This window comes from Ewingella sp. S1.OA.A_B6, from assembly GCF_049889095.1.
Classification (GTDB): Bacteria; Pseudomonadota; Gammaproteobacteria; order Enterobacterales; family Enterobacteriaceae; genus Ewingella.
Map to the genome: position 1 here is coordinate 106,031 of NZ_JBLJFK010000011.1, position 19,672 is coordinate 125,702.

The window sequence follows — 19,672 nt, forward strand, 5'->3', positions numbered from 1 at the left end:
GCTCCAGTCCCCTTAAGACTGCAATACGTCTGCCAGGCGTTCAAGACGACTGCGAACGCTGCCATCAATCACCATATCACCTGCACGTATTACGACACCGGCAAGTACAGACTTGTCAATTTTGCAATTCAGCTTAACTTTGCGAGACAGACGTTTTTCCATGGCAGCAGCAATTTTTGCCTGCTGCGCTTCGGACAGTGGCGCCGCTGAAGTAACTTCTACTTCAGTAGTAGCCTCTAAAGAGGCCCGCAGTTCAATGAACTGTTGCAGCACTTCCGGAAGAACGCGTAAACGCCCATTTTCAGCCATAACCTTAATCAGATTTTGGCCTGCGTCGTCGAGTTGGTCACCACATACCGCAATAAAAGTTTGAGACATTGTTTCTGGTGCCAGGGCCCCGGAAAGCAGTTCTTCAATCTGTTCATTGCGCGTGACTTCAGCAGTGAACGCCAGCATGGACTGCCAGCGATCTAAGCTTTGGTGCTCAACGGCAAAGTCAAAAGCTGCTTTGGCGTAGGGGCGAGCTACAGTTACAAATTCAGACATCAGCCCCTCCCTCCTTTACAGTTCAGCGACCAGTTTATCAACGATGTCGCTGTTAGCAGCTTCATCTACGGAACGTTCGATGATCTTCTCGGCGCCAGCAATAGCCAAAATCCCGACTTGTTTACGTAACTCTTCACGTGCGCGTTGGCGTTCGGCGTCAATCTCTGCCTTAGCTTGCGTTACGATCTTGTTACGTTCCTGCTCGGCTTCGGTTTTCGCTTCGTCGACGATCTGGGCTTTACGCTTGTTCGCCTGGTCGATGATTACCTGAGCTTCAGCTTTGGCTTTCTTCAGTTGGTCGGTCGCATCGGCTTGCGCTAAATCCAGCTCTTTTTTGGCACGTTCTGCGGAAGACAAACCTTCAGAAATTTCTTTCTGACGTTTTTCGATGGCAGCCATAATTGGCGGCCATACGTACTTCATGCAGAACAAGACAAACAGGACAAACGCGATAGCCTGGCCGAGGATTGTTGCGTTAAGATTCACAGCACAATGCCTCTTTCAAAGTGAAATATTTGATGTAGTTCGTTTAACCGCGAGCAAGCCCGGAGTTAAGCGACAGCAAACATCACGTACAGACCCAGACCAACAGCAATCATTGGGATTGCATCGACCAGACCCATAACGATAAAGAACTGTGTACGCAACAGAGGGATCAGGTCAGGCTGACGTGCAGCACCTTCCAAGAATTTACCACCCAAGATGCCGATACCGATTGCAGCACCGATTGCCGCCAGGCCCATCATCACAGCGGCAGCCATGTACAGCAGATCCATACTCAGGTTTTCCATGACAGTCTCCAGTTTGTTTCAGTTAAAACGCAGTAGTGTTGAAAGAAAATCAGTGTTTTTCAGATGCCATCGAGAGATAGACGATCGTCAGAACCATGAAGATAAAAGCTTGCAGCGTAATGATCAGGATGTGGAAAATGGCCCAAGGCACACTTAGGATCCACTGTGACCACCACGGCAGCAAACCAGCAATAAGGATGAAGATCAACTCACCCGCATACATATTGCCAAACAGTCGCAGACCGAGTGAAACTGGTTTGGACAGCAGGCTGACACCTTCAAGAATCAGGTTAATCGGAATGAAAACCGGATGATTGAATGGCTGCATTGTCAGTTCTTTAACGAAACCGCCAATACCTTTCATCTTAATGCTATAGAAAAGAATCAGAATGAATACGCCGAGCGCCATGGATAACGTGATGTTCACGTCAGCCGTTGGTACAACACGCAGAGCCGGCAGACCAAGGAGATGTTCGCCTATGTAAGGCAGCAAATCGATTGGCAGCAAATCCATCATGTTCATCATGAACACCCAGACGAAGACAGTCAGAGCCAAAGGAGCAATGACCTTGCTTTTGCCGTGATACATGTCACGCACGTTGCTATCAACAAAGCCCACAACCAGCTCGATGGCCGTCTGCAGCTTTCCTGGGACACCACTAGTGGCGTTTTTAGCGACGCGATGGAAGATAACCAGAAAGAGTACCCCGAGGACCACGGAGAAAAACATCGAATCGATGTTAATCGACCAGAATCCCGTCCCTACCTGAAGCTGAGTCAGATGGTGACCGATATACTCTTGTGGAGTAGAGATTTCTCCTGATGCAGACATGATGCCTCTTACCCTTTAGTAGTTAAGTACGGTAACTGTTAATAACGACCGGTGCTAAAATCTGTGTTATCAACACCGATAAATAAGCAAAACCCAGCGGAGCAAAAACCGCCTTGAACAGGCCCAGCGCGATAATCATCAAGATAATCGTTATCAGAACCTTCAGCGCTTCTCCGATGGCAAAAGTCCAGGCAACTCGTCCAGATACCGTTGTTTGCGCCTGATGACGCCATGCAAATAGCATGAACAGTACGTTGGGTAGCCAAGCGGCCATCCCTCCCATCAAGGCTGACGTCGTCCATGTCAGGCTTTTAAAGCCAAGTAGCACACTGAGCAGAACAAAGGTCAGTAACTGCAGTATTAACAGTTTTCTGGCCATCTTCGCGCCGTTCTTACTGTTCAAAATACCCGGTACAGACATGACGTTTGTTCTCTCGGTTCAAGTACCTAGCTAGAGGTATGCTGAGTGCCGTATATCATAGCCTTTACGGTTTTGAGTCAAGCAGCAAAAAACGAGCAAATTATACGGGCCACTCAAACGAATTCAATGGATAAGTAGCGAAAAGGTGAACAATTATTTAAATTTTACCATTTATCGCTATTTTTGTAAGGAAACTATAGCCAAGAATCGACCCCGCGCACTTGTCTTAGTATTTTGTCGATAAACAAAGAAGCGTGCGCCCGATCACAAAATTGCTCTTTTTAATCCCCTATACCCCAGTAGCATGGATTCTCTTAAGCTAAAGAAGCCTTTTAAAAACCTTAATAATCATTAAGATAACTTCACCATATTGATTATTAGAGTAGAAAGGCAAATAGTGGAACTCATGTGAAACAATAACCCAACAAATAACAACATTTTCATTACATATTGATTAATGTGGTGTGAAGAGCAATTCATTCTCAAAAGTCATTATTTCGGACCTGATAAAATAAAAAAATGTCATTGAAATGCTATCAAGATGTAGTAATTAGGTGAATTAACAAGCAAATTGCTCATTCACTTAGCGTGCTTATTTTACTTTTCGCACACATCTGAATTCTGAATATTTATTGACTCACCGCAAACTTATTTTGCGTTAAGGATCACCAAATGACGCTCTCCATCAAGTTCTGGCACCCGCAATTTTACGATTTTTTCCAATACAACATCTTGCCCAAGTGACTCTAGTTCGTCATTCGGACGCACACCTTTAAGGGCATAAAAACGTCCCTGACCTTTCGCGGGCAAGTGATGACACCAGGACAGCATGTCCTGCAGCGAGGCGAAGGCCCGGCTGATGACACCATCGAAAGGAAGTTCTGGAATGAACTTTTCAACGCGGCTTTGCACAGGTTCTATATTGGTCAGCCCCAGTTCGTGCTGCACCTGGCGCAGAAAACGTACGCGCTTGCCCAGGCTGTCCAACAGAGTGAAATGTGAGTCAGGGCGTACGATAGCCAGCGGAATACCCGGTAAGCCAGGCCCGGTCCCAACATCAATAAAGCGTGAACCGGTCAGGTGAGCGTTCACTACGATGCTGTCCATGATGTGACGTACCAGCATCTGCATGGGATCACGGACTGATGTGAGGTTATAGGCCTTATTCCACTTGTGCAGCATCTCGACGTAAGCGACTAACTGCAGTTTTTGCTGATCGGGTAGCGTTAATTCTGCCGCAGCAAGCAGCGAGTCTAATTTCTTATGCACAGTTAAGGTCCTCTGACGAAAACGAAGTCCCGGAGAAGCCCGGAATGGTAATAATAAAACAGCCTGACAGGCGGAAAAAGGGGGATTTGGCCACTGAACAGAAATCATTCAGCGGCCAGAAGGCGAGATCATTCAGGCGCTGCGGCGCAGCAAACCCTGTTTTTTCAACCAGATTAGCAAAATAGAGATAGCGGCGGGTGTAATACCGGAGATACGCGTAGCCTGGCCGATTGACGTTGGTTTGTGATCGTTAAGTTTGGCGATCACTTCGTTTGACAGGCCATTTACCTGGCGATAATCCAGATCCAGCGGTAACAACGTATTTTCGTTACGCTGCTGTTTTTCGATCTCATCCTGCTGGCGAGCGATATAACCTTCGTATTTAACCTGTATCTCCACCTGCTCGGCAGCCTGAACATCAGGTACTGAGGGTGCGAACGGTGTCAGACTGGTCAACAGCGCATAAGTCATTTCAGGGCGTCGCAGCAATTCTTCAGCACTGGCTTCTTTCGAAAGCGGAGCTGAAAGATTGGCGTTTACCAGTTCGACCTGCTCAGAGCGAGGATTTACCCAAATTCCGCGCAGACGTTGACGTTCTAGCTCGATCATTTCCAGCTTCTGATTGAAGCGTTCCCAGCGGGCATCATCGACCAGACCTAGCTCACGACCTTTTTCAGTCAGTCGCAAATCAGCATTGTCTTCACGCAGCATCAGTCGGTATTCAGCACGTGATGTAAACATGCGGTACGGTTCTTTGGTTCCAAGAGTACAAAGGTCGTCAACCAGAACACCGAGATAAGCCTGATCACGACGTGGTGCCCATCCTTCCTGTTCTGATGCATGACGAGCAGCATTCAGACCGGCGAGTAACCCCTGCGCTGCTGCCTCTTCATATCCTGTGGTGCCGTTAATCTGACCGGCGAAGAATAAACCTGGAATAAATTTGCTCTCCAGGGTTGGTTTTAAATCACGTGGGTCAAAGAAATCATACTCAATCGCATAGCCCGGTCGAACGATCACCGCATTTTCCAAACCCTGCATTGAACGCACGATCTTTATTTGTACGTCAAAAGGCAGGCTGGTGGAGATCCCGTTTGGATAGACTTCGTTACTGGTCAGTCCTTCAGGTTCAAGGAAGATCTGGTGAGAAGTACGATCGGCAAAACGCATAACTTTATCTTCGATCGACGGACAGTAGCGCGGGCCGATCCCTTCGATAATTCCGGCATACATTGGGCTGCGATCCAGATTTTCGCGGATCACATCATGCGTTTTTTCATTGGTATAGGTCATGTAACACGGGATTTGACGTGGATGCTGAGACCGGTTGCCCATGAAAGAGAATACTGGAGCCGGACTGTCGCCGTGCTGTGGCGCCAGGGAGCTGAAATCGATAGAGCGAGCGTCAATACGCGGTGGTGTACCGGTTTTGAGGCGATTGACCCGCAATGGCAATTTACGCAGACGCTGTGAAAGCGAGATCGCTGGAGGATCCCCTGCACGGCCGCCGCTGTAATTTTCCAGGCCTATATGGATTTTGCCATCCAGGAAGGTACCGACTGTCAGTACAACTGCCCTGGCACGGAATTTAAGACCCATTTGAGTCACTGCGCCAACGACACGATCATTTTCCATGATCAGGTCTTCAACCGGCTGTTGGAAGATCATCAGGTTTGGCTGGTTCTCCAGTGCCGTTCGGATCGCCTGTCGATAGAGTACTCGGTCAGCCTGGGCTCGGGTGGCACGGACGGCAGGACCTTTGCTGGCGTTTAGTATCCTAAACTGTATCCCTGCGTGATCGATGGCTGTCGCCATTAATCCACCGAGTGCATCCACTTCTTTAACCAGATGTCCTTTCCCGATCCCGCCAATCGCAGGGTTACACGACATTTGCCCAAGCGTGTCGATATTGTGGGTCAATAACAGGGTTTGACGTCCCATTCTGGCAGAAGCCATCGCGGCTTCTGTGCCCGCATGGCCTCCACCGATGATGATGACGTCAAATTGTTCCGGATAAAACATGGTACTGCACCTCGGAGTTCATGCGATGAAATGATGTGTGGTGTTGGGATGAAGGATTCTACTCAAGTTTAGAGGTTCCACAAGTCCCGGGGGATCGTCACTAATAAAAAGAAGATCTTTTTTATTTAAAGATCCCTTACTATTACTTCTATTAAGATCGCGATCCTCTGTGCATAAGTGATTATTCACTATAAGGATCAAAGTACTACTGACGATCGAATGCTGTGAATGATCGGTGATCCTGTTCAGTATAAGCTGGGATCAAAATAGAGAGTTATCCACAGCATGAATTGCCACCATCAGTTGTTAGAGGGGTAACTACTGCTTTTACCCTGCTTATAAGCATAGTTATCCACATCTGATCGCTTGAAATTTACACTTATTTGAGCAAATTAATCCAATCGAGCACCCAAATCTCTGCGGGATCCTCAGGAATCTCATGTTGAGTGACGTCGATCTCCACGCGATCACCGATACGTTTTGCTCCTAACGAGATCAGTTTTTGATCCAAAGATCGGATCGCACCACAAAACGTGTCGTATTCACTGCTGCCTAATCCCAGAGCACCAAAACGGACTTTTGATAGGTCCGGTTGCTGTTCTTCCAACTGTTCCAGGAAAGGCTGAAGGTTATCGGGAACATCACCGGCACCATGTGTTGAACACACCACCAGCCAAATGCCCTCAGTTGGCACTTCATACAGCTCAGGACCATGAAACGTTTGGGTGCTGAAACCCGCATCTTCCAATTTCTCTGCGACGTGTTCTGCTACATATTCAGCACTGCCAAGCGTACTGCCACTGATCAGGGTAATGTCAGACATAATGCTCTCACCCGATAAAAGAAACGGCATTGTACGCTGTGAATCAGCTGGGATCTACCTGTGGATAATAGGGGTATAGAAATTGGCCGTCATGGCTTGATGGTGCGCATAATGGGGTTCTGCAGGGAGATCAGCGTCTCTGTCGACTGGATCTCATCGATGGTTTGGATCTTGTTGATAAGTACGTGTTGCAGTGAATCGATAGAGCGGCACATTATCTTGATGAAGATACTGTAATGCCCGGTGGTGTAATAGGCTTCGACCACTTCTTCAATGCTTTCCAGCTTTTTTAGCGCGGACGGATAATCTTTGGCGCTTTTGAGAATGATGCCGATAAAGCAGCATACGTCATAGCCCAGTTGTTTCGGGTTCACCGTGACGTTGGCACCGGTAATAATCCCAGCCTGCTTCATTTTTTCTACCCGAACGTGAATAGTTCCGGGACTGACGGCAAACACCTTCGCCAGTTCGGCATAGGCTGTGCGGGCATTTTCCATCAAGGCGTTAAGAATGGCGCGATCGAGATTATCGATCTGATAAATTTCAGTCATTTTTATCCTCAGTTATTCTTATTTCATAACAATTTCATCCTGAAAATGAAGGAATAAGAATCTCGAGGCAATATTTATTGTTGAATATTGTGTGTAAGGATGGTTTTGTTGATGGAACAATCACAAGACGTACTTTCCATCAGCAGGTCTAGGGACGTTGCCAGCGGCGCTGGACGCGGCTTTTCATTCCGGTATCAAAACGCCAGATATGATCGAAAATACGCATAATAGCCGGCTTGCCATATTGCGACATGGACAGCGCATGAAAGCGGTGATGTTTATCCTGCTGCAACTGTTTCACCCTCTTCTTAACCTCCTCCGGGAGCCTTTGCGCGATAAAGTCGGAAATGATCACCGCATCTGCATCTTGCCATTCCGGTGAAGAGAGCTTATCCAGGGTGGCATTCAGGCAGGCTGCCAGATCGGTGCCTCCGCGAAAATGTTGACCGAGAAAGCGCAGCGCCTGGTCAAGACCGCTGGAAGAGGTCAGCTCGTAGTGAATGACTTGGCTGGCAAATAACATAATGTAGCAGCGGCGGTTGTCCGCCAGCGCGATCCTCAGTAGCGCAAGACAGAACGCCTTGGCGCACTGTTCGTTGAACCCACCCATCGATCCCGAGGTATCCACACACACGACAAACGGCCCGCGCGGTTGGGGTTCCTGCTGCTGATGCACTACCGGGCGTTTAACCACTTTTTCCCGCCAAACGTCCCCCTGCAGGCGATAAGTCATCAAGCGCTTTTCCAGTAATCTCCGGTAAAACTCATACTCCAATTCCGGGATGCCCAGCGTGCCGAGCTCGGTTGGCATCAGACGCAGAATGTCATCACTTTGATGGATGCCATTGACCTCTTCTGGCACGGTGGCGGGCTCACGCACCATCAGCCGGTGCTCTTCCATTTTTGCGTCATCCTGCGTGCTGGTTTTGGTTCTCTGGCTGCGCCCAAGTTGCTCTGCCAGCCTTTGCAGTTCAGGTTGTTGCTGCAAAAAGCTGCCATAACGCGCCAGTGATTGCACCTCACCGTGCTGACGTCGTCCTTTACTCATGTCCCAGAGACGTCCGGCAGCTGCATCATTTTCGGCCAATAAAGGGGAGAGTTCGCCGCTCAGTTCCAACCGCTGCTGTAACTCTTCCTGCAGTTGTTCCTGCTCCTGTTCGAGCAGATGATGATGAACGGTCACCGTCTGGAAAGTAAGATTCAGCCGCCAACGCTGTAGAAACAGCGTGTGAAAGCTGTTTCCGGTTCGCGGGCTGCGCCTCTCATCGGCATTTTGCTGCAGCGTGCGGGCTTCGGTAATAAAAGGAGAGTTCAGCGTATCGAGTGAATCCACCAGCCCTGCCAGTTCAGACTGAAAAGTGGCAGCATCTATTTGCTGACAATGCTGATAAAGATAGAACTCTTTGGCCAGATCTGGCGGAACCGTAGTTTCATGGATCCTCTGGCGCAGGCGGAATTTCCATTCGGGGAGATCCTTGGTTAGTGCCCGCTTAAGCCGTGGAAATTTTTCAAAGAAAATCGCCAACTGTGGCGTCGCCAATAAACCAATGATTAACTCGTCGATCAGTTCGCCTTCGCTGATCGACAGTAAAATATCGAGAGACTCCAGGCTGAGCATCGGTCAGTGCCCGCTGAACAGCTGTTGCTGGTGAAGTAATTGTTCGGAGACAGCGACCAGACTGGCTTCAACTTTTGCCGTCCAGGTAGCGGCGACAAACAGGCAGTTCTGCTGCTGGCCAAATTCATGCCTCTGCTGATTGAGTTTAGCTGTGAGCGCTTCAAGGGTATTTTTCATCTCATCAGGTACGGCAATATGCTCTTTACCCGGCAGTGTCAGCGGAGTTGCCTGGCGGCTGATATCCCTCACCACCAGCTGTAGTTTTTCATCGACTTCAGCATCAATATTTTGTGCAAACCCTATACCGTTGAGTTTCGCTTTCAGCGCGCCACCTTTATTGAGCCACTCTTCCAGCACCGGCCGCTCGACCAGTAAATGAGAGACCTGGATATCATGCAGATGTAGTGGCATTTGCAGCAATAAAGTCAGGTTGGTGGCCGAGAGCGAATCTGGCAGATTGTACTGCGGCTTACGGCTGAAAATACCGGCTTTCTTGTTCATTTTAATCGACTGACGAGAGCTCTGTTGTTGTTGATATTGCATCCACTCCTGATTCAATTGGCGCAGCTTCATTAATAATGTTTGCTGCTGGTAGGCCTGTTCGGTGATCATCTGTTCGATTTGCGTTTGCAAAAGATGATAGGTGTTCAGGTCATGCCACAGACAATCTTTCAGCAGGATCAGGTCGACAGGCGTGATGGCCTGACGGCCACTAAAGAAGGCACATGCCTGTAACAGGCGCAGGGCCTTTTTCCAGCGACGGTCGGATACGTAAGGGGCTGTGTCCAGTGCGTCCAGCCGCTGACGCAACTGGAAAATTAATTCAAAGCAGGGATCGGATAGGATGACTTTATCAATCTCCGGTTGCCATTGTTGATACTCCTCATCGCTGATGCTCAGCGCTTCGGGCACCGGGTTGGCACTTTCATTCTGGCGCGTGGTGAGTAAGGCGCGGAAATTCTGCTTATCCTGGACTTTATCCAGCCACAGGCGGATTAGCATACGGTCGTAGAGTGCTTCCAGACTGCCGTCAGCTTCAGGTAGTTCATTGGATGCGCTGACCAGCAGACGCAGAGGAATGGCCTCTTCGCGTTCACCGTTGCGAAAACGCCGCTCGTTGATGGCGGTTAGCAAGGTATTTAAAATGGCCGGACCGGCTTTCCAGATCTCATCCAGAAAGACGATTTCAGCTTCCGGCAGGTAGCCCTGCGTCAGGCGCAGATAACGCCCTTCATCTTTCAGAGCTTGAATAGAGAGTGGGCCAAAAACCTCTTCTGGTGTGGAAAAACGGGTCATCAGGTATTCAAATGCGCGGGCGTTGCGGAAAGCAAATTTCAGGCGTCGAGCAATTAGGCTTTTGGCTATACCCGGCGGCCCAAGTAGAAAGACGCTTTCACCGCACAGCGCTGCCAGCAGGCACATACGGATAGCTTCCTGACGCTCATATAAGCCGTTTTCTAAAGCATTGGCAAGACGGGTGATCCGTTCTGCAAGTAGGGGGGAATACGCCATACTGAGTCTTCCGCTTTCGTTAAATTAATGACATACGTGAATGAATAGTGGACTGGGCAGGGATAATAAACCATGATTTTTTTTAGTGGTATAGCTTGTTGATTACTAGAAATTTTCTATTATAAAAATTACACCATCTATTGTCCGAACATGTGTTTTCTTACGCACATAAGGATAGGCAATCTGTTTTATTCGTGCATACTGTGCGCCGTTTAGTGGGCATCAAGGATTGAGCGTACCTTTTTCGTTTACGGAATTCTTTGTCATAAAAGAGCAGCATAAGAAACCAATTATGAGCACAGAACATAAACGGTCACTCCCGGCAGTAACCTTGGCCGCCATTGGTGTGGTCTATGGCGACATTGGCACCAGTCCTTTATATACCCTGAGAGAGTGTTTTTCCGGCCACTATGGCTTCAGTGTTGAACCCAGCGTTGTTTTCGGCTTTCTGTCGCTAATATTCTGGATGCTGATCCTGATTGTCTCGCTGAAATATCTCACGTTTGTGATGCGTGCAGACAATGCCGGTGAGGGCGGTATCCTGACGCTGATGTCACTGGCAGGAAGAAATACCTCCTCCAGAAACACCGCCATACTGGTCATACTGGGGTTGATCGGCGGCAGTTTCTTCTATGGTGAGGTGGTGATAACGCCGGCGATTTCGGTTCTGTCCGCGATGGAAGGTCTTGAGATTGCTGCGCCGTCACTTGATCCTTATATCGTTCCTCTTTCTATTACCGTTCTTACCTTACTGTTCATTATTCAGAAGCACGGCACCGGCATTGTCGGCAAGCTGTTTGCGCCGGTAATGCTACTGTGGTTTCTGACGCTGGCGGTGCTGGGTATCAACAGTATTGCTCAAAATCCGGAAGTGCTACGGGCGATGAACCCGATGTGGGCGGTTAACTTCTTTATCGAGCACAAGTCCTTCTCGTTCCTGGCTCTCGGTGCCGTGGTGCTGTCGATCACAGGTGTGGAAGCGCTTTATGCTGATATGGGCCATTTTGGTAAATTCCCAATTCGTCTGGCATGGTTTAGCTTTGTGTTGCCCTCGCTGGTGCTCAACTACTTCGGTCAGGGCGCACTGCTGCTGAAAAACCCTGAGGCTATCAAGAACCCGTTCTTTCTGCTGGCACCTGAATGGGCAATTATCCCGCTTCTGATCCTTTCTACTCTCGCCACCATTATTGCCTCGCAAGCGGTTATCTCGGGTATCTTCTCCCTGACTCGTCAGGGCGTTCGTTTGGGCTATTTGCCGCCGATGCGCATTATCCACACCTCGGAAATGGAAGCGGGACAGATTTATATTCCCGTCATTAACTGGACGCTGTATATCGCCGTGGTGATCGTTATCGCCAGCTTCGAGCACTCCAGTAATCTGGCTGCGGCCTACGGTATTGCTGTAACCGGCACGATGGTACTGACCAGTATTCTTGCCTGTGCGGTAGCGCTGAAAAACTGGCACTGGAAGCCTTTCCTGGTCGGCATTTTGTTAGTTGTGCTGCTCCTTATCGACGTGCCAATGTTTGCCGCTAACGCGACTAAACTGTTCTCCGGTGGCTGGCTACCGCTGACGCTTGGCCTGTGCATGTTTATCATCATGACGACCTGGAAAAGCGAACGTTTCCGCCTTATGCGGCGTATGCATGAACATGGAAATTCGCTGGAAGCGATGATTGCCTCGCTGGAGAAATCGCCACCGATGCGCGTTCCGGGGACCGCTGTTTACATGTCGCGTGCAATCAACATCATTCCATTTGCACTGTTACATAACCTCAAGCACAACAAAGTGTTGCATGAGCGAGTGGTGTTACTGACGCTGCGTACCGAAGATGCGCCTTATGTTCATAACGTCCGGCGTGTCACTATCGAACAGCTATCGCCAACCTTCTGGCGAGTTGTCGCCAGCTATGGTTTCAAAGAGACGCCGAACGTGGAGGAGGTCTTCCATCGCTGTGGGCTGGAAGGCTTGCCGTGCAGGATGATGGAAACCTCGTTCTTTATGTCCCATGAGTCACTGATCCTTACCAAGCGCCCATGGTATCTCTATTTCCGTGGCAAACTGTTTATAGCCTTGAGCCGCAATGCGTTGCGCGCGCCTGATCAGTTTGAAATTCCACCGAACCGCGTTATCGAGTTGGGAACGCAGGTAGAAATCTGATTTTTGACAAGATGGCAGAGGGCACCTTCGGGTGCCCTTTCGCATTTCTAAACGCCTAAAAATGCAATAACTCAAATTCCCCGCTCTTTTCTCAATGAACCAGCGAAACGTTTCGACGGTGATCACAATTTCGCCACAAGACCATTGCCAGATTTCTAAAGATTCCTAAACTCATCAGTGAGCGAAACGTTTCGCTGTTGGAGTTACTATGAAGAAATCACTGCTTTTGAATGCCGAAATCTCACATATCATTGCCAGGTTAGGCCACACCGATCAGCTGGTTATTGCTGATGCCGGTTTACCGGTACCCGCATCTTCCCAACGCATCGATCTGGCGCTGACTGCAGGTGTCCCCACCTTCTTACAGGTTTTAAAGGTTGTGACACATGAGATGCAGGTTGAGCGGGCGATACTCGCCGGGGAAATAATCGAAAAGAATCCTCGACTCCATGAAGCGTTACTCGCGCAGTTGAAACAACTTGAGCAACATCAGGGAAACGCCATTACCTTGGATTACATCAGCCATGATGCTTTCAAGGCACAAACTGAACAAAGCCGGGCGGTGATCCGCAGCGGGGAGTGTTCGCCCTATGCGAACATCATTCTGTGTGCCGGCGTAACCTTCTGAGGCCTTTATGCAACCTTTGCTGCAACTTACAGGGATTGATAAAGCGTTTCCTGGCGTAAAAGCACTTTCCGGTGCGGCGTTGAGCGTCTATCCGGGACGTGTTATGGCGCTGGTGGGTGAAAACGGCGCGGGCAAGTCCACCATGATGAAAGTGCTGACGGGTATCTACCAAAAGGATGCCGGTTCAGTCTATTTCCTTGGTAAGGAAGCCGCATTCAACGGCCCTAAAGCTTCACAGGATGCCGGGATTGGCATTATCCATCAGGAACTCAACCTGATCCCTCAGTTGACCATTGCTGAGAACATCTTTCTTGGCCGCGAATTCGTTAACGGTTTTGGCCGCATCAACTGGAAAAAGATGTATGCCGAGGCAGACAAACTGCTCGCTCGTCTGAATCTGCGCTATAGCAGCCATCGGCTGGTCGGCGAACTGTCGATAGGCGACCAGCAAATGGTGGAAATCGCCAAAGTACTGAGCTTTGAATCGCGTGTCATCATCATGGATGAACCTACTGATGCGCTGACCGATACCGAAACCGCCTCTTTATTTAACGTGATCCGTGAATTGAAATCTGCGGGTTGTGGCGTGGTCTACATCTCGCATAGGCTTAAAGAGATTTTTGAAATTTGCGATGACGTTACCGTGTTCCGGGATGGGCAGTTCATTGCTGAACGCCCAGTCAGCGAATTGCAGGAAGATACCCTGATTGAAATGATGGTGGGCCGCAAACTAGAAGAGCAATATCCGCGCCTGAATCAGGAACGCGGTGCCCTGCGTTTACAGGTGCGTAACCTTTCTGGTCCCGGCGTTGAAGACGTTAGTTTCAATTTATACGGTGGAGAAATTCTCGGTGTCTCCGGTTTGATGGGAGCAGGGCGCACCGAACTGATGAAGATTTTATACGGCGCGCTGCCGCGTAAAGCGGGTTATGTGGCTCTGGATGGTCGCGAAGTGGTGACTCACTCGCCTCAGGACGGTCTGGCGAACGGTATTGTTTATATCTCAGAAGACCGTAAGCGTGATGGTCTGGTGCTCGGGATGTCAGTCAAAGAGAACATGTCGCTGACGGCGCTGCGCTATTTCAGCCGTGCAGGCGGTAGTCTCAGGCATGCCGACGAGCAGCAGGCTGTAGGTGATTTCATCCGCATGTTTAATATCAAAACACCGTCAATGATGCAGCCTATTGGGTTGCTGTCTGGCGGTAACCAGCAAAAAGTGGCGATTGCCCGTGGGCTGATGACCCGCCCTAAAATATTGATCCTCGACGAACCGACGCGTGGCGTTGACGTCGGTGCCAAGAAAGAGATTTACCAGCTTATAAACCAGTTCAAGCGCGAGGGTTTAAGCATCATTTTAGTTTCCTCTGAAATGCCGGAAGTAATGGGCATGAGTGACCGGATCCTGGTGATGCATGAAGGCCATTTAAGCGGTGAATTCCCGATAGAACAGGCAACGCAAGAAGTGTTGATGGCAGCCGCTGTCGGCAAGCAATACGGCGTGACGCAGGAGTAATCAACTATGAGTTCTCAAACATTGTCAGCGAAAAAACGCTGGTTCACTAAAGAATGGTTATTAGAGCAGAAATCGCTGATTGCGCTGCTGGTGCTGATTGCCGTGGTCTCTTCGATGAGCCCGAATTTCTTCACGGTGAATAACCTGTTCAATATTCTTCAACAGACGTCCGTCAACGCCATTATGGCTGTAGGTATGACGCTGGTGATTCTGACATCGGGTATCGATCTGTCAGTGGGTTCTCTTCTGGCGTTGTCCGGTGCGGTTGCGGCTTCGGTGGTCGGGTTGGAAGTGAATGCGCTGGTGGCCGTGGCGGCAGCGCTGGCCGTGGGGGCCGGAGTTGGCGCCATAACCGGGATCATTGTCGCCAAAGGTAAAGTTCAGGCATTCATCGCCACTTTGGTGATGATGTTGCTGCTGCGCGGGGTGACGATGGTTTACACCAACGGCAGCCCGATAAGCACCGGTTTCACTGATGTTGCAGATACCTTTGGCTGGTTTGGTATTGGTCGCCCACTCGGCGTTCCTACACCGGTCTGGTTGATGGTAGTGGTGTTTGCTGCGGCCTGGTACATGCTGCATCACACCCGTTTAGGTCGCTATATCTATGCGCTGGGCGGTAACGAGTCTGCTACGCGTCTGTCAGGTATCAGCGTTGATAAAGTGAAAATTATCGTCTACTCCCTGTGCGGTCTATTAGCGGCTTTGGCTGGCATTATTGAAGTGGCGCGTTTGTCTTCTGCGCAACCTACTGCCGGTACCGGTTACGAGCTGGACGCGATTGCCGCTGTTGTTTTGGGAGGAACCAGCCTGTCAGGTGGTAAAGGACGTATTGTCGGAACGTTGATCGGTGCACTGATCCTCGGTTTCCTGAATAACGGTTTGAATTTATTAGGTGTCTCCTCCTACTACCAAATGATCGTCAAAGCAGTCGTCATTTTGCTGGCGGTTTTGGTAGATAACAAAAGCAACAAATAATCTCTCCTACAGGAATTATGACCATGAATATGAAAAAATTGGCAGTCTGGGTTTCCGCCGCAGCAATCACCGCCTCGTTCAGTGCCAACGTGCTGGCAAAAGACACTATCGCGCTGGTAGTTTCTACGCTGAATAACCCGTTCTTTGTTTCGATGAAAGACGGTGCACAGAAAGAAGCTGACAAACTGGGCTACAACCTGGTGGTGTTGGATTCACAGAACAACCCGGCGAAAGAGCTTGCTAACGTGCAGGACTTGACAGTACGCGGCACCAAGCTGCTGTTGATCAACCCAACCGACTCTGACGCAGTAGGTAACGCCGTGGCGATGGCCAATCAGGCTAAGATCCCTGTTATCACTTTGGACCGTCAGGCGACCAAAGGTGTGGTTGCCAGTCATGTTGCTTCTGATAACGCCTTCGGCGGTAAAATGGCTGGCGATTACATTGCCAAGAAACTGGGCGAAAACGCTAAAGTTATCGAACTGGAAGGCATTGCCGGTACGTCGGTTGCCCGTGAACGTGGTAAAGGTTTTGCACAGTCTGCTGAAAAACATCATTTCGTGATGCTCGCCACTCAGCCTGCTGACTTCGACCGTACTAAAGGCCTCAACGTTATGCAGAACTTGCTGACTGCACATCCTGACGTGCAAGCTGTGTTCGCGCAGAATGACGAAATGGCGCTGGGCGCTCTGCGTGCTCTGCAAACCGCCGGTAAAACTGATGTGCTGGTGGTAGGTTTTGATGGCACTGAAGACGGCATCAAAGCGGTTAACAGCGGTAAAATGGGCGCTACCGTTGCGCAACGTCCTGACCAAATTGGTGTGATTGGTGTGCAGACTGCGGATAAAGTGCTGAAAGGCGAGAAAGTACCTGCCGTTATTCCGGTTGACCTGAAACTGGTTGCTCAGCCTTAATTTTACGGTTTTGATTGACGGTATCTGCGCCATCCTTACCGGGTGGCGCAATATGACTCAGGAAACACAAATGGATACAGGTAAACTGGTGGTTCTTGGCAGTATCAATGCCGACCATATTCTTAATATCGAACAATTCCCTCAACCTGGCGAAACGGTGATCGGTAAACAGTATACCGTGGCGTTTGGTGGCAAAGGTGCTAACCAGGCCGTGGCTGCTGGTCGTGCTGGCGCAGATATTTCCTTTATCGCCTGCGTCGGGGAGGATGACATTGGTGAGCGCGTTCGCAAACAACTGGCGAGTGACAACATTGATACGTCGCCTGTAGAAGCCATCTCCGACACCACGACCGGTGTTGCGTTGATCTTTGTGAATGCTGAAGGTGAAAATGTTATTGGCATTGATGCTGGCGCTAATAAAGCAGTGACTCCTGAGTACCTGAATCGTTACCAACAGGAGATCATCGAGGCGTCAGCTTTACTGATGCAGCTTGAGTCACCTCTGGAAACGGTTATTGCTGCCGCTCAACTGGCGAAACAGCACAATACCCAAGTGATCCTCAACCCAGCTCCGGCCTGTGAATTACCTGCTGAGCTCTTATCGCTGGTGGATATTATCACCCCGAATGAGACAGAGGCTGAGCGTCTGACCGGAGTTCAGGTCAATAACAATGAAGATGCAGCCCGCGCGGCGAAAGCGCTGCATGAGAAAGGTATCGAGACCGTCATTATTACGCTGGGCAGCAAAGGGGTTTGGCTGAGCCAGAAAGGTGAGGGCAAACAGATGGTCGGTTTCCGCGTTAAAGCCGTAGATACTATTGCTGCTGGCGACACCTTTAATGGTGCGTTAGTGACGTCTTTGCTGGAAGGTAAATCAATGGAAAGCGCTGTGCGTTTTGCCCATGCCGCCGCCGCAATTGCCGTAACCCGTCCAGGTGCACAACCTTCGGTGCCATGGCGTCATGAAATCGATGATTTCTTAGCGTGTCAGGAGTCCTGATTGGCGACCATGAAAGATGTCGCCCGCCTGGCGGGCGTTTCAACCTCTACTGTCTCTCATGTGATTAATAACAATCGCTTCGTCAGCGATGCTATCCGCAACAAAGTGACTGCCGCCATTGATAGCCTCAATTATGCGCCCTCGGCGCTGGCGCGTAGCCTTAAACTGAATCAAACCCGCACCATTGGCATGTTACTGACCGCCAGCAGTAACCCTTTCTATTCAGAAGTAGTGCGTGGCGTTGAACGCAGTTGTTACGAGCGCGGCTATAGTTTGATTTTGTGCAATACCGATGGTGATGCAGAACGCATGAACCGCAGTATGGAAACGTTGCTGCAAAAGCGTGTCGATGGTCTGCTATTAATGTGCACTGAAAATCACCGTCCTTCGCAGGATGCTCTCAGCCGTTATCCTTCACTACCTATCGTGATGATGGACTGGGCCCCTTTTGGCGCAGCCAACGACATCATCCAGGATAACGCCTTACTGGGTGGAGAGATGGCCACCGACTATCTTATAAGCCAGGGCTATCAGCGTATTGCCTGCATCACCGGCCCGCTGGATAAAACCACTGCGCAAGAACGGCTGAACGGTTACCGTCAGGCGATGCAACGTGCTGGACTGCCCATACTGCCAGGGTATGAAGTCAACGGAGACTTTGAATTCGAGGGTGGGATACCGGCGATGGACCAGCTGTTGGCGCTATCACCACGCCCGCAGGCAGTCTTTGCCAGTAATGATGCTATGGCAGTGGGTGTGTATCAGGCTCTCTATAAGAAAGGATTGCGAGTTCCGCAAGATGTTGCTGTTATAGGCTATGACGATATCCAGCTGGCGCGATATATGACGCCACCGCTTACTACTATCCATCAGCCTAAAGATTCGCTGGGCGAACTGGCTATTGATACATTACTCCATCGTTTACAAGATCCAGAAGCCGAACCGCAGGTGCTGGTTCTGACCCCTGAACTGGTCGTGCGAGAGTCAGTCGGTTCACTCAACGGCAATCAATAGCCGCTGACAGGCTAACAGTGCTTCTTGTGCATCACTGGCCTGGATGGCATCGACCACAGCCTGATGATATTCCAGTTTGATCACCTCGTTGCCTGTGATGGCACGAAAGTAACTTTGATAAACCGAGCTGAACAGATTAGAGAATGACGTCAGGAAAGGGTTTTTTCCTGCTTCATAAATCAGCTGGTGGAATTGCGTGTCGACGTTTATCCAGCGCTCTCTGTCAAAACTTGTGTGCAGTTGCCGCATCTCAGACATATAGAGAGAGAGCTGACGCTTTTGTTCGTCGCTGGCCGTTATAGCGGCCAGAGCACAGGCCTGCGGTTCCAGCGCGCGACGCAAAATAACAAAGTGCGACATCACCTGATCGAAGTTCTCCCGCGTCATCCACCAGTTCAGCAGCTCTTGATCGAGAAAATTCCAATTTGATTGAGGCATAACGCGGGTACCAATCCGTGGACGAGGCAATAACATGCCTTTAGCTGTAAGTGTCTTGACGGCTTCGCGCACAGCAGTTCGACTGACGCCAAAAATTTTCCCCAGTTCTATCTCTCCTGGCAGAATACTGCCTTCGGTATATTCACCGGATAAGATGCGTTGAGCCACTTTCTCTGCCAATAGATAAGAAAGGTTGCGCTGGGCGGCCTGTTGTTGAGCATTGAGTGGCATGGGAATTGTTCCTGAAAAGCTGTGGTCTTATTAATAGAAAACAGTTTACCCCACCGTTGCTGCCTGAAACGGCGTTTTTGAGACGAAAAGTGCGTGAATATTATCCTTATTTACGGTGTTTGTTGAAAAAAAGAACGGTCAGTAATTTATTTGAAATTAGGGGTTGCGGCCTTCTGAGAACTCCCTATAATGCGCCTCCACTGACCGGGAACAACGACTCCTCTAACGAGAACCAAGTCGCTCAGTCAGGAAGTGTCAACCCGGTGAAAACACCGTGTCTCGTAAGAGAAAAAGGTTGACTCTTCAGCGGGAAAGCGTATTATCTGCCTCCCGCGTTACTGAGAAATTATCCAGTAACGAACGCTCTTTAACAATTTATCAGACAATCTGTGTGGGCACTCACAAGACGA

At 49.7% G+C, this 19,672-nt stretch carries 19 protein-coding genes; 7 read left to right on the forward strand and 12 right to left on the reverse strand.

The genetic code is table 11. The features are described 5' to 3' along the window. Window positions 1–12: 12 nt before the first annotated feature. From atpH to ravA, 11 genes are all read right to left on the reverse strand, one after another. Window positions 13–546, reverse strand: coding sequence for a F0F1 ATP synthase subunit delta (gene atpH / locus ACMV8I_RS17415; protein WP_498866460.1), 534 nt, complete (start codon window positions 544–546; stop codon window positions 13–15). Between the two features lie 15 nt (window positions 547–561). Further along, entirely contained in the window at window positions 562–1,032 is a 471-nt protein-coding gene (gene atpF / locus ACMV8I_RS17420; RefSeq protein ID WP_498866461.1) for a F0F1 ATP synthase subunit B, read from the reverse strand. Between the two features lie 65 nt (window positions 1,033–1,097). After that, a complete protein-coding gene (gene atpE / locus ACMV8I_RS17425; RefSeq protein ID WP_004093904.1) occupies window positions 1,098–1,337 on the reverse strand; it encodes a F0F1 ATP synthase subunit C in 240 nt (79 codons plus the stop codon). Between the two features lie 49 nt (window positions 1,338–1,386). Continuing rightward, window positions 1,387–2,169, reverse strand: a complete 783-nt coding sequence (gene atpB, locus ACMV8I_RS17430; RefSeq protein ID WP_498866462.1) for a F0F1 ATP synthase subunit A — start codon at window positions 2,167–2,169, stop codon at window positions 1,387–1,389. A 22-nt stretch (window positions 2,170–2,191) separates the two neighbouring features. Continuing rightward, window positions 2,192–2,590 (reverse strand): F0F1 ATP synthase subunit I, encoded by a 399-nt coding sequence (atpI, locus tag ACMV8I_RS17435; RefSeq protein WP_498866463.1) that lies wholly within the window; start codon window positions 2,588–2,590, stop codon window positions 2,192–2,194. 648 nt (window positions 2,591–3,238) lie between these two features. Then, on the reverse strand, window positions 3,239–3,859 hold the full coding sequence (gene rsmG, locus ACMV8I_RS17440) for a 16S rRNA (guanine(527)-N(7))-methyltransferase RsmG (RefSeq protein WP_498866464.1): 621 nt from the start codon (window positions 3,857–3,859) through the stop codon (window positions 3,239–3,241). 132 nt (window positions 3,860–3,991) lie between these two features. Next, window positions 3,992–5,881: a tRNA uridine-5-carboxymethylaminomethyl(34) synthesis enzyme MnmG gene (gene mnmG, locus ACMV8I_RS17445; protein ID WP_498866465.1), complete on the reverse strand. Its 1,890-nt coding sequence runs from the start codon at window positions 5,879–5,881 to the stop codon at window positions 3,992–3,994. 379 nt (window positions 5,882–6,260) lie between these two features. Continuing rightward, window positions 6,261–6,704 (reverse strand): FMN-binding protein MioC, encoded by a 444-nt coding sequence (gene mioC / locus ACMV8I_RS17450; protein ID WP_498866466.1) that lies wholly within the window; start codon window positions 6,702–6,704, stop codon window positions 6,261–6,263. 89 nt (window positions 6,705–6,793) lie between these two features. Further along, complete coding sequence (gene asnC, locus ACMV8I_RS17455) at window positions 6,794–7,255, reverse strand: transcriptional regulator AsnC (protein ID WP_140475459.1); 462 nt, start codon at window positions 7,253–7,255, stop codon at window positions 6,794–6,796. Window positions 7,256–7,403: 148 nt separating this feature from the next. Then, on the reverse strand, window positions 7,404–8,873 hold the full coding sequence (gene viaA, locus ACMV8I_RS17460; RefSeq protein WP_498866467.1) for an ATPase RavA stimulator ViaA: 1,470 nt from the start codon (window positions 8,871–8,873) through the stop codon (window positions 7,404–7,406). A gap of 3 nt (window positions 8,874–8,876) precedes the next feature. Continuing rightward, window positions 8,877–10,385: an ATPase RavA gene (gene ravA, locus ACMV8I_RS17465; RefSeq protein ID WP_498866468.1), complete on the reverse strand. Its 1,509-nt coding sequence runs from the start codon at window positions 10,383–10,385 to the stop codon at window positions 8,877–8,879. A 292-nt stretch (window positions 10,386–10,677) separates the two neighbouring features. On the opposite strand from ravA, the gene kup reads away from it, so the two are divergent. The 7 genes from kup (at window position 10,678) to rbsR (ending at window position 18,593) form a co-directional block, all read left to right on the forward strand. Continuing rightward, window positions 10,678–12,546: a low affinity potassium transporter Kup gene (gene kup, locus ACMV8I_RS17470; RefSeq protein ID WP_498866469.1), complete on the forward strand. Its 1,869-nt coding sequence runs from the start codon at window positions 10,678–10,680 to the stop codon at window positions 12,544–12,546. Between the two features lie 208 nt (window positions 12,547–12,754). After that, complete coding sequence (gene rbsD, locus ACMV8I_RS17475) at window positions 12,755–13,174, forward strand: D-ribose pyranase (protein WP_498866470.1); 420 nt, start codon at window positions 12,755–12,757, stop codon at window positions 13,172–13,174. Window positions 13,175–13,181: 7 nt separating this feature from the next. Continuing rightward, window positions 13,182–14,687 (forward strand): ribose ABC transporter ATP-binding protein RbsA, encoded by a 1,506-nt coding sequence (gene rbsA, locus ACMV8I_RS17480; protein ID WP_498866471.1) that lies wholly within the window; start codon window positions 13,182–13,184, stop codon window positions 14,685–14,687. Window positions 14,688–14,693: 6 nt separating this feature from the next. Beyond that, window positions 14,694–15,665 carry a ribose ABC transporter permease gene (gene rbsC, locus ACMV8I_RS17485; protein WP_498866472.1) on the forward strand — a complete coding sequence of 324 codons (972 nt, stop codon included), beginning with the start codon at window positions 14,694–14,696 and terminating at the stop codon, window positions 15,663–15,665. Window positions 15,666–15,688: 23 nt separating this feature from the next. Next, window positions 15,689–16,579 carry a ribose ABC transporter substrate-binding protein RbsB gene (gene rbsB / locus ACMV8I_RS17490; protein ID WP_497233538.1) on the forward strand — a complete coding sequence of 297 codons (891 nt, stop codon included), beginning with the start codon at window positions 15,689–15,691 and terminating at the stop codon, window positions 16,577–16,579. Window positions 16,580–16,649: 70 nt separating this feature from the next. Then, on the forward strand, window positions 16,650–17,579 hold the full coding sequence (gene rbsK, locus ACMV8I_RS17495; RefSeq protein ID WP_498866473.1) for a ribokinase: 930 nt from the start codon (window positions 16,650–16,652) through the stop codon (window positions 17,577–17,579). Next, window positions 17,580–18,593, forward strand: a complete 1,014-nt coding sequence (gene rbsR, locus ACMV8I_RS17500) for a ribose operon transcriptional repressor RbsR (RefSeq protein WP_498866474.1) — start codon at window positions 17,580–17,582, stop codon at window positions 18,591–18,593. On the opposite strand, the gene ACMV8I_RS17505 is transcribed toward rbsR, so the two are convergent. Next, window positions 18,573–19,262: a FadR/GntR family transcriptional regulator gene (locus ACMV8I_RS17505; RefSeq protein ID WP_498866475.1), complete on the reverse strand. Its 690-nt coding sequence runs from the start codon at window positions 19,260–19,262 to the stop codon at window positions 18,573–18,575. The genes rbsR and ACMV8I_RS17505 overlap by 21 nt on opposite strands. Window positions 19,263–19,672 lie beyond the last annotated feature (410 nt).

Coding starts and splice junctions, on each gene's coding strand:
- atpH (WP_498866460.1), bottom strand. CDS start 546: ATGTCTGAATTTGTAACTGTAGCTCGCCCCTACGCCAAAGCAGCTTTT.
- atpE (WP_004093904.1), bottom strand. CDS start 1,337: ATGGAAAACCTGAGTATGGATCTGCTGTACATGGCTGCCGCTGTGATG.
- atpB (WP_498866462.1), bottom strand. CDS start 2,169: ATGTCTGCATCAGGAGAAATCTCTACTCCACAAGAGTATATCGGTCAC.
- atpI (WP_498866463.1), bottom strand. CDS start 2,590: ATGTCTGTACCGGGTATTTTGAACAGTAAGAACGGCGCGAAGATGGCC.
- mnmG (WP_498866465.1), bottom strand. CDS start 5,881: ATGTTTTATCCGGAACAATTTGACGTCATCATCATCGGTGGAGGCCAT.
- mioC (WP_498866466.1), bottom strand. CDS start 6,704: ATGTCTGACATTACCCTGATCAGTGGCAGTACGCTTGGCAGTGCTGAA.
- asnC (WP_140475459.1), bottom strand. CDS start 7,255: ATGACTGAAATTTATCAGATCGATAATCTCGATCGCGCCATTCTTAAC.
- viaA (WP_498866467.1), bottom strand. CDS start 8,873: ATGCTCAGCCTGGAGTCTCTCGATATTTTACTGTCGATCAGCGAAGGC.
- ravA (WP_498866468.1), bottom strand. CDS start 10,385: ATGGCGTATTCCCCCCTACTTGCAGAACGGATCACCCGTCTTGCCAAT.
- kup (WP_498866469.1), top strand. CDS start 10,678: ATGAGCACAGAACATAAACGGTCACTCCCGGCAGTAACCTTGGCCGCC.
- rbsD (WP_498866470.1), top strand. CDS start 12,755: ATGAAGAAATCACTGCTTTTGAATGCCGAAATCTCACATATCATTGCC.
- rbsA (WP_498866471.1), top strand. CDS start 13,182: ATGCAACCTTTGCTGCAACTTACAGGGATTGATAAAGCGTTTCCTGGC.
- rbsC (WP_498866472.1), top strand. CDS start 14,694: ATGAGTTCTCAAACATTGTCAGCGAAAAAACGCTGGTTCACTAAAGAA.
- rbsB (WP_497233538.1), top strand. CDS start 15,689: ATGAATATGAAAAAATTGGCAGTCTGGGTTTCCGCCGCAGCAATCACC.
- rbsK (WP_498866473.1), top strand. CDS start 16,650: ATGGATACAGGTAAACTGGTGGTTCTTGGCAGTATCAATGCCGACCAT.
- ACMV8I_RS17505 (WP_498866475.1), bottom strand. CDS start 19,262: ATGCCACTCAATGCTCAACAACAGGCCGCCCAGCGCAACCTTTCTTAT.